The organism is Mesorhizobium xinjiangense, from assembly GCF_009749525.1.
Lineage (GTDB): Bacteria > Pseudomonadota > Alphaproteobacteria > Rhizobiales > Rhizobiaceae > Mangrovimarina > Mangrovimarina xinjiangensis.
The window spans coordinates 35,664-48,006 of the sequence record NZ_WOAC01000006.1; the positions used below are offsets into that span (position 1 = coordinate 35,664).

Annotated in this window: 13 protein-coding genes; 4 read left to right on the forward strand and 9 right to left on the reverse strand. The window is 63.3% G+C overall.

The annotated features are described in order from the left end of the window. Positions 1–102: 102 nt before the first annotated feature. Positions 103–1,065: an OmpA family protein gene (locus tag GM909_RS08420; RefSeq protein WP_157015779.1), complete on the forward strand. Its 963-nt coding sequence runs from the start codon at positions 103–105 to the stop codon at positions 1,063–1,065. Between the two features lie 3 nt (positions 1,066–1,068). Here GM909_RS08420 and GM909_RS08425 read toward each other — a convergent pair whose 3' ends face one another. From GM909_RS08425 to GM909_RS08445, 5 genes are all read right to left on the reverse strand, one after another. Further along, entirely contained in the window at positions 1,069–1,665 is a 597-nt protein-coding gene (locus tag GM909_RS08425; RefSeq protein ID WP_157015780.1) for a LysE family translocator, read from the reverse strand. 93 nt (positions 1,666–1,758) lie between these two features. Then, entirely contained in the window at positions 1,759–2,100 is a 342-nt protein-coding gene (locus tag GM909_RS08430; protein WP_157015781.1) for a type II toxin-antitoxin system PemK/MazF family toxin, read from the reverse strand. Beyond that, positions 2,078–2,386 carry an AbrB/MazE/SpoVT family DNA-binding domain-containing protein gene (locus GM909_RS08435; RefSeq protein WP_157015782.1) on the reverse strand — a complete coding sequence of 103 codons (309 nt, stop codon included), beginning with the start codon at positions 2,384–2,386 and terminating at the stop codon, positions 2,078–2,080. The genes GM909_RS08430 and GM909_RS08435 overlap by 23 nt, the downstream gene beginning before the upstream one ends. A 66-nt stretch (positions 2,387–2,452) precedes the next feature. Then, positions 2,453–3,025, reverse strand: coding sequence for an acetolactate synthase small subunit (gene ilvN / locus GM909_RS08440; protein WP_157015783.1), 573 nt, complete (start codon positions 3,023–3,025; stop codon positions 2,453–2,455). Between the two features lie 73 nt (positions 3,026–3,098). Further along, complete coding sequence (locus GM909_RS08445) at positions 3,099–4,886, reverse strand: acetolactate synthase 3 large subunit (RefSeq protein ID WP_268890759.1); 1,788 nt, start codon at positions 4,884–4,886, stop codon at positions 3,099–3,101. Positions 4,887–5,234: 348 nt separating this feature from the next. Here GM909_RS08445 and GM909_RS08450 point away from each other — a divergent pair, with 348 nt between their 5' ends. Next, complete coding sequence (locus GM909_RS08450) at positions 5,235–7,070, forward strand: ATP-binding protein (protein ID WP_157015784.1); 1,836 nt, start codon at positions 5,235–5,237, stop codon at positions 7,068–7,070. A 134-nt stretch (positions 7,071–7,204) separates the two neighbouring features. Here GM909_RS08450 and GM909_RS08455 read toward each other — a convergent pair whose 3' ends face one another. Next, positions 7,205–7,993 carry a GGDEF domain-containing protein gene (locus GM909_RS08455; RefSeq protein ID WP_157015785.1) on the reverse strand — a complete coding sequence of 263 codons (789 nt, stop codon included), beginning with the start codon at positions 7,991–7,993 and terminating at the stop codon, positions 7,205–7,207. A 91-nt stretch (positions 7,994–8,084) separates the two neighbouring features. Next, complete coding sequence (miaA, locus tag GM909_RS08460; RefSeq protein ID WP_235911759.1) at positions 8,085–9,035, reverse strand: tRNA (adenosine(37)-N6)-dimethylallyltransferase MiaA; 951 nt, start codon at positions 9,033–9,035, stop codon at positions 8,085–8,087. Here miaA and serB point away from each other — a divergent pair. After that, positions 9,034–9,915, forward strand: a complete 882-nt coding sequence (gene serB, locus GM909_RS08465) for a phosphoserine phosphatase SerB (RefSeq protein WP_157015787.1) — start codon at positions 9,034–9,036, stop codon at positions 9,913–9,915. The genes miaA and serB overlap by 2 nt on opposite strands. Next, positions 9,912–10,490, forward strand: coding sequence for a GNAT family N-acetyltransferase (locus GM909_RS08470; protein WP_157015788.1), 579 nt, complete (start codon positions 9,912–9,914; stop codon positions 10,488–10,490). The genes serB and GM909_RS08470 overlap by 4 nt, the downstream gene beginning before the upstream one ends. On the opposite strand, the gene GM909_RS08475 is transcribed toward GM909_RS08470, so the two are convergent. Next, positions 10,477–12,030, reverse strand: a complete 1,554-nt coding sequence (locus GM909_RS08475; RefSeq protein WP_407941264.1) for a DegQ family serine endoprotease — start codon at positions 12,028–12,030, stop codon at positions 10,477–10,479. The genes GM909_RS08470 and GM909_RS08475 overlap by 14 nt on opposite strands. Before the next feature lie 124 nt (positions 12,031–12,154). Next, on the reverse strand, positions 12,155–12,340 hold the full coding sequence (locus tag GM909_RS08480; RefSeq protein WP_157015789.1) for a DUF2065 domain-containing protein: 186 nt from the start codon (positions 12,338–12,340) through the stop codon (positions 12,155–12,157). Positions 12,341–12,343 lie beyond the last annotated feature (3 nt).

A 12,343-nucleotide genomic window follows, 5' to 3' on the forward strand; every position in this document is an offset into this window, starting at 1 on the left:
CAAATTATGCCGTCGCGAGCCAGCCAGCAAGTTCGGCGTGACATTCCCCTACGTAACTGCATACTCTCCACCCGCATCGGTAGAAAATAGGGGGACGCCGGGATGCGAATTCTGATTGCCGTCATCATCTTGAACCTCACCCTGGTCGCCACCGGCCACGCGGCCGACATTGAAGGCAGTGCCGATCATCCGTTGGTACCGCGTTACGAGGATTCCGAGATCGTCGCCTATGCGACGGAGGCGTTCACCGACTACCGTTTGCTGAACGCCAAGGCGGAGAATTACGGCGGCCTGGAGAAGAACCACGCTTCAACCATCGTGCTGGAAGGCAAGATGGCGCGCATCAGCTATCGCGCGCCCGCCGAGCGTTCGGTGCTGGAGGTGTTCCGCAACTATGAGAACGCGCTGGCGGAAGCGGGTTTCGAGACGATATTCGCCTGCGACCGGGAAGCATGCGGCGGGCGAAATTTCAACCATGTCCAGTGGTCCGGTGACCTTTACTCCCTGTTCGGGGACTACCACGCTGAGCAGCGCTATCTTGCCGCCAGGCTGAAGCGCGCCGAGGGCGACGTCTATGTCGGGCTCTACGCAGTCGAGAACAAGGCCGGCGGCGGCCCTAACAAGGACCGCACCATGGTTCAGCTCGACGTGGTCGAGTTGCAGCCGATGGAAGAAAAGATGGTCTTGCTCGACGCCGGGGCGCTGGAAACGGGCCTGTCGAGCGAGGGCAAGATCGCCGTCTACGGCATCCTTTTCGATTTCGACAAGGCCGATATCCGACCCGACTCCAAGCCTCAGCTCGAAGAGATTGCCAGGCTGCTCAACGATCGGCCCGACCTCGAGGTGCTGATCGTCGGCCACACCGACAACAAGGGCACGCTCGACTACAATCAGGCGCTGTCGGCCAGGCGCGCGCAAGCCGTTGTCGATGTGCTCGCCGGCAGCTACGGCATCGACGCCGCGCGGCTGATGCCTGTCGGTGCCGGCATGGCAGCGCCCGTCGCCACCAATCGCACCGAGGACGAGCGCGCCGCCAATCGCAGGGTCGAGATCGTGGAGCGATAGCAATCAGCGCAGCATAGGCCACAAAGTCGCCGCCAGCATCAGCCCCATGGCGATATTGAACCATTTGAGGCGGACGGGATCGGACAGGAACCCGCGCAACGCGGTGCCGAAACCGGCCCAGACGGACACGCTTGGAAAATTGACCAGGACGAAGGCCAAGGCCACCAGCAGGACGGAAATGACCGGCGCGGCGGGGTTTGTGTAGATCGCCATCGCCGTCACCGCCATCACCCAGGCCTTCGGATTGACCCATTGGAAGGCGGCCGCCTCGATAAATCGCATCGGGCGCGCATCCTCGCCCGCGGCCTTGCCGAGCGAGCGCGACATCGCGATGCGCCAGGCGAGATAGAGCAGATAGGTGCCTCCGGCGAGCTTCAGTCCCAGATGCAGGACGGGAAAGGCCTTGAGCAGCGCCCCAAGGCCGAGACCGACCGCGAGAAGCAGGATGCCGAAACCGCCGGCAATGCCGAGCATATGAGGCACGGTGCGCCTGAAACCGAAATTCACGCCGGAGGCCAGAAGCATGAAATTGTTCGGCCCCGGCGTTACCGAGGAGACAAAGGCAAACACAAGCAATGCCACGAAGAGGTCGGGTGACATGCGCGCACTCCGTGCTGAATGGTGTCGTGGCGAGAATTATGGGCTGCCGAATCCGGCGTCCACGGCAAACTTGTCACGGTGGCAATATCGCGCTCAGATGCGGTCGAGGCCGATCAGTGAACCGATAATGGCGCGCACATCCGCAAGGATGCCCTCGGGCGCCCGCTCGATGAAGCGGAAAACGCGTAAACTTCGGTGCACCGTTCTTGGTTGGTCGGCAAGCACCGCACCCCTCGTCGTCATACCGGACGGCAGAAGGACTTTGGTTGGCCACGGCGTGCTGTTTCTCGTGATCGGACAGACGATCGAACGTGGATAAAGCGTATTGTATTCACGGTCCGTCACGACGATTGCCGGGCGCCGCCCTGCCTGCTCGGTTCCCAGCACTGGGTCGAAATCGACCCAGACGATATCACCGGCCTCCAAGGAGGTCATCGAGCGTTATCTCGCCTCGGGAAAATTCGTCGTCGATGATCTCCTCGCCACGGTCGGGGCCCCACTCCACCGTTTCCGGCGCATTCTCCGGACCAAGACGCTTGGTTTCCGAAATGATCCATTCCAACGTGATCTTCTTCGGCCGCTTGGGCTCGATCACGCCCTTGCCGTCCTTGACGGTCAGTTCGACGGCCTGGCCCGGCTTCAGCCCAAGCTCGTCCAGCACCGCCTTGGGCAGACGAAGGGCGGCACTGTTGCCCCATTTGGCAATACGCAATTCGGACATTGCCGGCCTCCTGCATCGTGGATGTATCGCCCATGTATATACGCGATGACACGCGGGCCCGCAATGTCACATGCCTTCCGGCCCCCTGTTCATCGCCGCCACGCCGGTGCGGCAAACTTCGACCAGGCCGAGCGGCTTCATGATGGAAATGAACTGCTCGACCTTCGACACCCGACCCGTGATCTCGAAGATGAAATGTTCCGTATTGGCGTCGATCACCTGGGCGCGGAAGGCGTCGGCAAGCCGGAGCGCCTCGACGCGGTTGTCGCCCGCCCCAGCCACCTTGACCATCGCCAGTTCGCGCTCCAGCGGCCGCTCCTGCCCGCGCTCATGCGCCACCACGCTCAGATCGACCACCCGGTGCACCGGCACGATGCGCTCGAGCTGATGCTTGATCTGTTCCAGCACATGCGGCGTGCCGCGCGTCACGATGGTGATGCGCGAGCGATGACGCTCGTGCTCGGTTTCGGAGACCGTGAGACTGTCGATGTTGTAGCCGCGGCCCGAAAACAGGCCGATGACGCGGGCGAGAACGCCCGGTTCGTTGTCGACCAGCACCGAAAGCGTGTGCGTCTCTGGGAGCTCGGTTTCCCTGGCGATGAAATAGGCCGAGCCGGTGGGTTGGAGCTGTGCGTTCATATGTGAATTCCGATCTTGATTTCTGACGATATCCTATTGGCCGTAATTGGCCTTTTGCCCAACCGGAGCATCGTCACACCAGTTCCCTGCCCTTGGCATCGATGGCATTGGCCACCGCCTCGTCCGACGCCTCGTCCGGCAACAGCATCTCGTTATGTGCCTTGCCAGACGGGATCATTGGGAAGCAGTTGGCGAGATTGGCCACCCGGCAGTCGAAGATCACCGGCTTGTCGACCTCGATCATCTCTCTGATGGCGTCGTCCAGGTTGCCCGGCTTGTCGCAGCGTATGCCATGCCCGCCATAGGCCTCGGCCAGCTTGACGAAATCGGGCAGCGCCTCGGTGTAGGAATGCGACAGCCGGTTGCCGTGCAGAAGCTGCTGCCACTGGCGGACCATGCCCATATACTGGTTGTTGAGGATGAAGATCTTGATCGGCGCATTGTGCTGCACAGCCGCGCTCATCTCCTGCATCGTCATCAGCACCGAGGCGTCGCCGGCAATGTCGACGACGAGGCTCTCGGGATGGGCGATCTGCACGCCGAGCGCCGCCGGCAGGCCATAGCCCATCGTGCCCAGCCCACCGCTCGTCATCCAGTGGTTGGGCTTTTCGAACCCGAAATGCTGGGCCGCCCACATCTGATGCTGGCCGACCTCGGTGGTGATGTAGGTGTCACGATCCCTGGTCAGCTCATAGAGCCGCTGAATGGCGTATTGCGGCATGATGACGTCGTCATTTGCCATGAACGCCAGGGAATCGCGTGCCTTCCATTGCCCGATCTGGTCCCACCACGGCCGCAAGGCCCGCCTGTCCGGCGCGGCGGCGGCCCGCCACAAACGGACCATGTCTTCCAGAACCCTGCCGACATCGCCGATGATCGGCACGTCGACACGCACATTCTTGTTGATGGATGACGGGTCGATATCGATATGGATCTTGCGCGAATGGGGCGAAAACGCGTCGAGCCGGCCGGTGATGCGATCGTCGAACCTGGCCCCGATGCAGACCATGACATCGCAGTCATGCATGGCCATGTTGGCCTCGAAGGTGCCGTGCATGCCCAGCATGCCCATCCAGTTCTTGCCCGATGCCGGATAGGCGCCGAGCCCCATCAGCGTCGAGGTTATCGGAAAATCTGTCAGTTCCACGAGCTCGCGCAGGAGATGGCAGGCCTCCGTCCCGGAATTGACCACCCCGCCGCCGGAATAGATGATCGGCTTCTTCGCCTGCACCATGAGCGCGACGGCCGCCTTGATCGCCTCCATGTCGCCCTGGACGCGCGGATTGTAGGAGGTGCGCGGCGCCGTCTGGGGCGGCGTGTAGGTGCCCTTGGCGAACTGGATGTCCTTGGGAATGTCGACGACGACGGGACCGGGCCGGCCGGTCGTGGCGACGTGGAAGGCTTCGTGCAGGATGCCCGCGAGCTTGTCGACATCCTTGACCAGCCAGTTGTGCTTGGTGCACGGGCGCGTGATGCCGACGGTGTCGCATTCCTGGAAAGCATCGGATCCGATGAGCGTCGTGGGAACCTGGCCGGTGAGGCAGACGAGCGGAATGGAGTCCATCAGCGCGTCCTGCAGCGCGGTCACCGCATTCGTCGCGCCCGGCCCTGATGTCACCAGCATGACGCCCGCCTTGCCGGTCGAACGCGCATAGCCCTCGGCGGCATGGCCTGCGCCCTGCTCATGGCGCACCAGAATGTGCCGGACATCCTCCTGCTGGAAGATTTCGTCATAGATCGGAAGGACCGCTCCGCCCGGATAGCCGAACAAGTGCTCGACGCCGTTGTCCTTCAGCGCCTGCACCACCATCTCGGCGCCCGTCATTTCGCGCCTGCCGGTTTCCTGATATCCATCGCCCATCGGTCTCGTCCCGTTTCTTCCGCTTCGCCTAGCTGCTGATGTCTGTAGAGTGGCCAATAAAAAAGGCCCCCGAAGGAGCCTATGTTCGCGCATGGGATGCTGTCGCCCGGCGGTTACACCGCCTTGCCCATGCGCGTTCCTACTACGAGAATGATCGTCGTGTTCATGGCGGGGGACATTATGTGCGCATTCGACCGCCGTCAATGGCCAATCGACGCGATTTGGGCGCAGCCTTGCCCTTTACGACCGGTTGCATGTTAACGCCGCCTCAACCACGACTTCTCACTTCGTCTTAACGCGCCCGCGCTTAGTCTGCCCGATGCAATTGTGAATCCGGGGGCGGAACCGATGTATGTCGAAGATGGTGTGGCTGCGGGAGAAGCCGTCAGCCAGGAACGCCGCAGCAAGCGCCAACCCGATGCCCGCATGCTCGGTCGTGTCGTCGAATGCGACGGCGCGGCCGCGGTCGTCGCATCCTATGCCGAGCAGTCGGATACCGCGCCGACCGAGCATTGGTGCGTTGGCCGGCTCGTCTCGATCTCGACCGGACAGACGCGCATGGTCGGCCTTGTCTCCCAGATCGAGATGCCGAACGTGCATTGGGACGAACAGGACCGCAACCCGATCAAGGTTCATCTGGAACTCATCGGCGAGGTGCGCGACGACGAGCACACCAGGGCCCCGTATTTCGACCGCGGCATTACGGTCTATCCGCATATCGGCGCCGTCGCCCACCGCATCCGTGCGCGCGATCTCGCCGCCGTCTACCATCAGGAAGGCAAACGCACCGTGCCCATCGGCACCCTGTCGCAGGATGCCTCCATTCCGGCGCGCATCTCCGTCGATGCCATGCTCCACCGGCATTTCGCCATCGTCGGGACCACCGGCGTCGGCAAGTCCACGGCCGTCTCGCTGCTGCTGCACAAGGCGGTCGAGGAGCGCCCCGACCTGCGCGTCCTCATTCTCGATCCGCACAACGAGTTCGCCAGCGCCTTCAACGGGCTCGCCCAGAAGATGGACCTATCAGGTCTGGAACTGCCGTTCTGGCTGTTCACCCTCGACGAACTGGCCGAGGTTCTCTTTCGCGGCCGCGACAATGTCGTCGACGAACTCGACATCCTGCGTGACCTCATCCCGGTGGCCAAGGTCAATTATCGCACGCCGAGCGGCGCGGCGCGTTTGCGCCGTTCCAGCGACATGGGCGCGGTGACGGCGGACACGCCCGTCCCCTACCGCGTCGCCGATCTCATTCGCCTTATCGACGAGCGCATGGGAATGCTCGACGCCAAGTCGGAACGTCCCGCCCTCAAGACGTTGCGCGCGCGGCTGGACAGCGTCATCAACGATCCGTCCTATCGCTTCATGTTCGGCCCGCACGTCACCGAGGAAACCATCCACCAGGCACTCGGCCGCATTTTCCGCGTGCCGCACGAAGGCAGGCCCGTTCTGTGCTTCCAGATGGCCGGCATGCCCTCGGAGGTCGTCAACTCGGTCTGTTCGGTTCTGGCGCGCCTCGCCTTCGACATCGCCCAGGCGAGCGAGGGAAAGCTGAAGCTCTTGATCCTGTGCGAGGAAGCACACCGCTACATGCCGTCCGACCACCGTCTCGGTTTCGCACCGACGCGCCACGCCCTGGCGCGCATTGCCAAGGAGGGGCGCAAATATGGCTGCTTCCTCGGTGTCGTGACCCAGCGGCCGGGCGAGCTGGATCCGACGATCCTGTCGCAATGCTCGACGGTGTTTGCCATGCGCCTGGCCAATGACCGCGACCACGACATCATCCGCTCGGCGATCGCCGACTCCTCGGCATCGGTCCTGGCGTTCCTGTCGTCGATGGGACAGCGCGAGACGATCGCCTTCGGCGAGGCCGTGGCGACCCCGATGCGGTTGAAGTTCGAGCAGCTCGGCCAGGACATGATTCCCGGCCTCGACATTCGCGACGAACTCGGCAAGGCCGAGCCCAATGGCGAGATCGACCTTGCCGCCCTCATCGGCCGCATCCGGCATATGAAGGCGCCGGGACCGGCCGAGAACGACGAGGATCCGGCCTTTTTCGGCGAACAGAATTCGATCCTGAAACGCTCGCCGTCAGGGATCGGCGCGATGCAGAAAGCAACCTACGAACTGCCCCAGCATCTCAACCGACGCACCGGCGACCCGCTCTACAGGCCGGTCGGCGAATAAGCCGAAACGCCCGACTTCGGGACGCGCCTTTTCTGATCTTCAGTTGCAATTTCACGGCGCGCGTCATCAGCCAGGTTCCGCCGCTGCACATGGTCGCCCCTCGCAACTCAACACGAGCGGACACATCCTGCACGTCAAGCGCAGACCCGGTTCCGGCCCATGCTTTTAGCCTGATAGAGCATCCTGTCGGCGCGGCGATAGAAGTCCTCGGCCGTCTCGCGGCCATCCCACACCGCCAAGCCGACGCTCGTCGTCACGCGCAGCCGGACATTGCCTGAGACGACCGACAGCGAGGAGATCGCCTTGCGGATGCGTTCGGCGAATTTACCCAGACGGTCGCTGTCCATGTTGGGCACGACGATGGCGAACTCCTCTCCGCCGAGGCGCGCGGCCACGTCGTGATAGCGCGTGAAATCGTGCACGCAATTGGCCACGGCGCGCAACACTTCGTCGCCGACATCGTGGCCGTGGGTATCGTTGACCTGCTTGAAATGATCGAGATCGAGGATGACCAGGCCGACCGGCTTTTGAATACGCCGGAACTCGGAGAGATATTCGCGCAGCGCGTCATCGAAGAAGCGGCGGTTCTGCATGCCCGTCAGCCCGTCGGTGAGCGCCGCATGTTCGAGCGTTTCGGACCGTGCGCTGAGCGAAGCGGTCATGGCTCTCAGCTTGCCTTCTTCCTTCACCTGGGTCCGGATCTGGGGATAGATGAAGAACATGCCGAAAAACAGCGATGTAACCTGCAGAACCACTGCACCGAACAGCAATTGCGTCAGACGGTAGCCACCGCTGCCGTAGGACGCAACGAAACCTTCTCCTCCCGCGCCCACCAGGCTGTAGGCAACAGCGGAAATCGCCCCCGACGCCAGGATCAGGGCGATGAACACGAAGAACGCCGTTTCCGATTTGTGGAAGCGCATAAGACCTTGCACCAGATTGTCGGGCGCAACCTCTCACCGAGGCCTTTCAGGGGTATTAACATGCGCCACAAGCGGGCGCGTGGGCGCTCTTCTATTGATTGAAAAGTGAATCGACTGTTTCGGCATCCTGCGGCTTTTGAATGGATTGCCATTCCGCGCCCAACTGGTTCTTGAACCAGGTCATCTGACGCTTCGCATATTGCCGTGTCGCGGCCTTGGCCTGCTCGACGGCCGTTTCCGTCGACAGCGTTCCCGCCAGGGCGGCGGCGAGCTGTTGCACGCCGATCGCCTTCATGGCCGGCATCGACGCCGGGATGCCAAGGGCAAGCAGGTCCCTGACCTCATCGGGCGCGCCCGCCTCGACCATCCGGTCGAACCTTTCATTGATCCGCGAATGCAGGACGGGCCGCTCCGGCGCAATCGCAAAGGCCCTGGCCGAAGCCATGTCGACCAGCGCTTGTCCCTTGCGTGATTGCCAGTGGCCGATCGGCAGTCCCGTATGGTCGACGACTTCGAGCGCGCGAACGATGCGCTGGCCGTCCGCCGGCCCGATGCGCGCCGCGCCTTTCGGATCGCGCCGGGCAAGCTCGGCATGCAGCCGGCCCGGGCCGCGTTCCGCCAGACGCGCCCTCCATGCATCGCGCACATCCTTCGGAATGGCGGGCATGGCGGCCAGCCCGCCCGTCAACGCGCGAAAATAAAGGCCGGTGCCGCCGACGAAGATCAAACGCCGGCCGGCCAGTTCGCCGCTTGCAATCAGCCGCCCCACGTCACGCAGCCAATCGCCGGTGGAATAGTGTACGTCCGGCCGCATATGGCCGTAGAGATAGTGCGGCGCAACCGCCAGATCGTCCGCCCCCGGCCGTGCCGTCAAGACCTTCAATACCGAATAGACCTGCATGGAATCGGCGTTGATGACCGCGCCGCCCGTCGCGCGCGCGACATCCAGGGCCATGGCGGACTTGCCGCTCGCCGTCGGCCCCGCTATCAGGACCGCGCCCCTGACGGGCCCGTCGGGCAACTCACCAGCAGGATCCCTCATGACACTCGTCGCAACGCTCATTTCCCATCCCGATCGCCCGGCCGTATCGACAAGCCTAGCGAATAAGGCGTGCAAGGCCATCGGTGCAAGTGCGATCGCCTGGCTCGCCGAGGAGATCGCCTGCGAGATGACGGTCGACATGGAGCCTCTGGCAGCGGACCGGCTTCTGCGCCAGGCAGTCGGCGATGCGCCGGTCGACGTCGCCGTGCAGGCACCGGAAAGCCGCCGCAAGCGGCTTTTGATCGCCGACATGGATTCGACCATGATCGATCAGGAATGCATCGACGAACTGGCCGAGGAAGCCGGCCTCAAGGCGCATGTCGCCGAAATCACGACCCGTGCCATGAACGGCGAGATCGCCTTCGAGCCGGCCCTGCGCGAGCGGGTCGCGCTGCTCAAGGGCCTGCCCCTGTCTGTCATCAACAAGGTGATCACCGAGCGCATCACCCTGGCCTCCGGCGGCCGCACGCTGGTCACGACGATGAAGGCGAACGGCGCGCACACGGCGTTGGTTTCCGGGGGCTTCACCGCCTTCACCGGCCCGATCGGCGCCAAGCTCGGCTTTGACGAGACGCAGGCCAACCGGCTGATCGACGAGGGCGGGAGGCTTAACGGCCAGGTCGCCGAGCCGATCCTGGGGCGCGAGGCCAAGGCACAGGCGTTGCGCACGATCACCGCCCGCCTGGGCATCGGCCTTGAAGACGCGATCGCCGTCGGCGACGGGGCCAACGATCTCGACATGATCGACCTGGCGGGTGCCGGGGTCGCATTGCATGCCAAGCCGTCGGTCGCCGAACGCGCCCGCTTCCGCATCGACCATGGCGACCTCACCGCCCTGCTCTATCTGCAAGGCTACCGTCGGGATGAGTTTGTCACATGAAACCCATCGAGACTAAACGGCTGATCTTGCGCAATTGGGAAGAACGCGATCGCGGTCTCTTTTACCGTATCAACTCCGACGATACTGTGATGGAGTTCTTTCCCTTTCGCCCCGATCACGCTGCTTCCGACGAGATGATGGATCGGATACACGATGCGATTCATGAAAAGGGCTTTGGCTTTGCCGCCGCAGAGATCGCCGAGACGGGCGAAACCATCGGCTTCGTCGGCCTGCAGGAAACGAACGACCTCCCCGGCCTGCCTGCGAGAACCATCGAAATCGGCTGGCGGCTTGCACCCGAGTTCTGGGGCAAGGGCTATGTGACGGAAGCCGCTGAAGCATGGCTCTCCTACGGCTTCGAATCGCTCTGCCTCGGAGAGATCGTCTCCTTCGCCGTCACCGGCAACGAGCGATCCACCGCAGTCATGCGGCGCATCGGCATGACCCGCGATGCAGCCGGCGATTTCGATCACCCTGCCGTGCCCGACAGCCATCCGCATTTGAAGCGCCATGTGCTCTACCGCCTGTCGCGCGGCGATTGGCTGGCGCGGCGCGGCGGGCTCAATCCATCCTGAGCGTGATGAAGCGCAATTCGCCGGTCTTCGACGCCAGCATCAACAGCGCGTTCTTGCGCCCCTGATCCTTCAACGCCTGAATGCGGTCGACCACGTCCTGCGGCGTGGAAACCGTTTCCTGGGCGATCTCGGTGATGATCTCGCCCGCGCTCACGCCTTTCTGCGCGGCGGCCGAATTCTCGGCAACAGCCGTGATGACGACGCCGGAAACGTCATCGGAAATCTCGAACTCGGCCCGTCTCTCCTCATCGAGCCCGGCCACTGTCATGCCGAGAACGCTTGCCGTCGCAACGGGCGCTTCTTCCTCTCCCGTAGCCTCGTCCTCGCCATTGTCGGTCGAAGCGAGTTGCTCACTGTCCTCGAGCCGGCCGAGCGTGACCGCCACGGTCTGCTCCTCGCCCTTGCGAACGATCTCCACCTGAACTTCCTTGCCGACCGGACTGTCGGCGACGATCCGCGGCAGATCGCGCATCTCGTCGATGTCCTTGCCGTCGAAGCGGGTTATGACATCGCCGGGCTGAATGACGCCATTATCGACCGGTCCGCCCTCGATGATTCCGGCCACCAACGCGCCCTTGGCCGTCTTCATTCCGAGGCTCTCGGCAATATCGTCGGTAACCGGCTGGATGCGTACGCCGAGCCAACCGCGGCGCGTCTCGCCGAATTCCTTCAATTGGTCGATGACGCCCACGGCCAGCTCGGACGGGATGGAGAAGCCGATGCCAATTGAGCCACCGGTCGGCGAGATAATCGCCGTGTTGATGCCGATGACCTCGCCATCCATGTTGAACAGCGGTCCGCCGGAATTGCCGCGATTGATCGCGGCGTCGGTCTGTATGAAGTCGTCATAGGGGCCGGCATTGATGTCGCGGTCGCGCGCCGAAACGATGCCGACCGTCACCGTGCCCCCGAGGCCGAACGGGTTGCCGATCGCCATCACCCAGTCGCCGATGCGAATGGCGTTGGAATCACCGAACGCCACCGCCGTCAGCTTCTTCTGGCCCGGATCGACCTTCAGAACGGCGAGATCGGTCTTGGTATCGCGCCCGATCAGTTCGGCCTCCAGCTTCGACCCGTCGGAGAAGTTCACCTCGATCTCGTCGGCGTCGGCGATGACGTGATTGTTGGTGACGACGATGCCTTGGTCAGCGTCGATAACGAACCCCGAACCGAGCGACTGCACCCGGCGCGGTGCGTTGTTGTCGCCGCGGTTGTTGAAGAACTCGTCGAAGAAGTCCTGGAACGGCGAGCCTTCCGGCAACTCCGGCATCGGAACCGTGCCGGAACCGCCGACATCGGCGTTCTGCGAGGTCGATATGTTGACGACCGCGTCGAGCAGACCTTCCGCCAGGTCGGCCACCGAAGCGGGCCCGCGCGGAGATACCGGAGCGGCAGGCATAGAGGATTGTGGAGCGGTCTGCTGCGCGCCGGACTGCGCATGCGCTGTCACGACCGGCGCTGACAGGCCGGCCAGCGCAAGCACCACGGCTCCCGTCGTCATGGCCCTGGCAATCGCGGGTCGAATTTGCGTCGACGTCATATGCTGTCTCTCCCGGATTCCGCGCCAACCGCCAAGGTCCTGCGCACGCTCGTTCGAATACGATCGTCCAGATGAAATGAGGCGTGTTTGCGGCCATGCCTGCAAGCGAGGAATAAATCCTCCGTTACCGGCGTACGACCCATACGATCAGCACGCCGAACAAGATGGCGGCCAGGCCGCCATAGCGCAACAGATGCTCCGGCATTGTCTGCATTTCCGCGGCAAGCCGTTTGGCCTGCCGCGGAAACCCGCCATAGATCAACCCCTCTATAACGAGCACCAGTCCCAACGCCGCCAGGAAATCGCCCACCCG

Bases quoted from the DNA above. Each gene is read 5' to 3' on its own strand.
- GM909_RS08420 (WP_157015779.1), top strand. From the start codon at position 103: ATGCGAATTCTGATTGCCGTCATCATCTTGAACCTCACCCTGGTCGCC.
- GM909_RS08425 (WP_157015780.1), bottom strand. From the start codon at position 1,665: ATGTCACCCGACCTCTTCGTGGCATTGCTTGTGTTTGCCTTTGTCTCC.
- GM909_RS08430 (WP_157015781.1), bottom strand. From the start codon at position 2,100: ATGACCTCCTTGGAGGCCGGTGATATCGTCTGGGTCGATTTCGACCCA.
- GM909_RS08435 (WP_157015782.1), bottom strand. From the start codon at position 2,386: ATGTCCGAATTGCGTATTGCCAAATGGGGCAACAGTGCCGCCCTTCGT.
- ilvN (WP_157015783.1), bottom strand. From the start codon at position 3,025: ATGAACGCACAGCTCCAACCCACCGGCTCGGCCTATTTCATCGCCAGG.
- GM909_RS08445 (WP_268890759.1), bottom strand. From the start codon at position 4,886: ATGGGCGATGGATATCAGGAAACCGGCAGGCGCGAAATGACGGGCGCC.
- GM909_RS08450 (WP_157015784.1), top strand. From the start codon at position 5,235: ATGTATGTCGAAGATGGTGTGGCTGCGGGAGAAGCCGTCAGCCAGGAA.
- GM909_RS08455 (WP_157015785.1), bottom strand. From the start codon at position 7,993: ATGCGCTTCCACAAATCGGAAACGGCGTTCTTCGTGTTCATCGCCCTG.
- serB (WP_157015787.1), top strand. From the start codon at position 9,034: ATGACACTCGTCGCAACGCTCATTTCCCATCCCGATCGCCCGGCCGTA.
- miaA (WP_235911759.1), bottom strand. From the start codon at position 9,035: ATGAGGGATCCTGCTGGTGAGTTGCCCGACGGGCCCGTCAGGGGCGCG.
- GM909_RS08470 (WP_157015788.1), top strand. From the start codon at position 9,912: ATGAAACCCATCGAGACTAAACGGCTGATCTTGCGCAATTGGGAAGAA.
- GM909_RS08475 (WP_407941264.1), bottom strand. From the start codon at position 12,030: ATGACGTCGACGCAAATTCGACCCGCGATTGCCAGGGCCATGACGACG.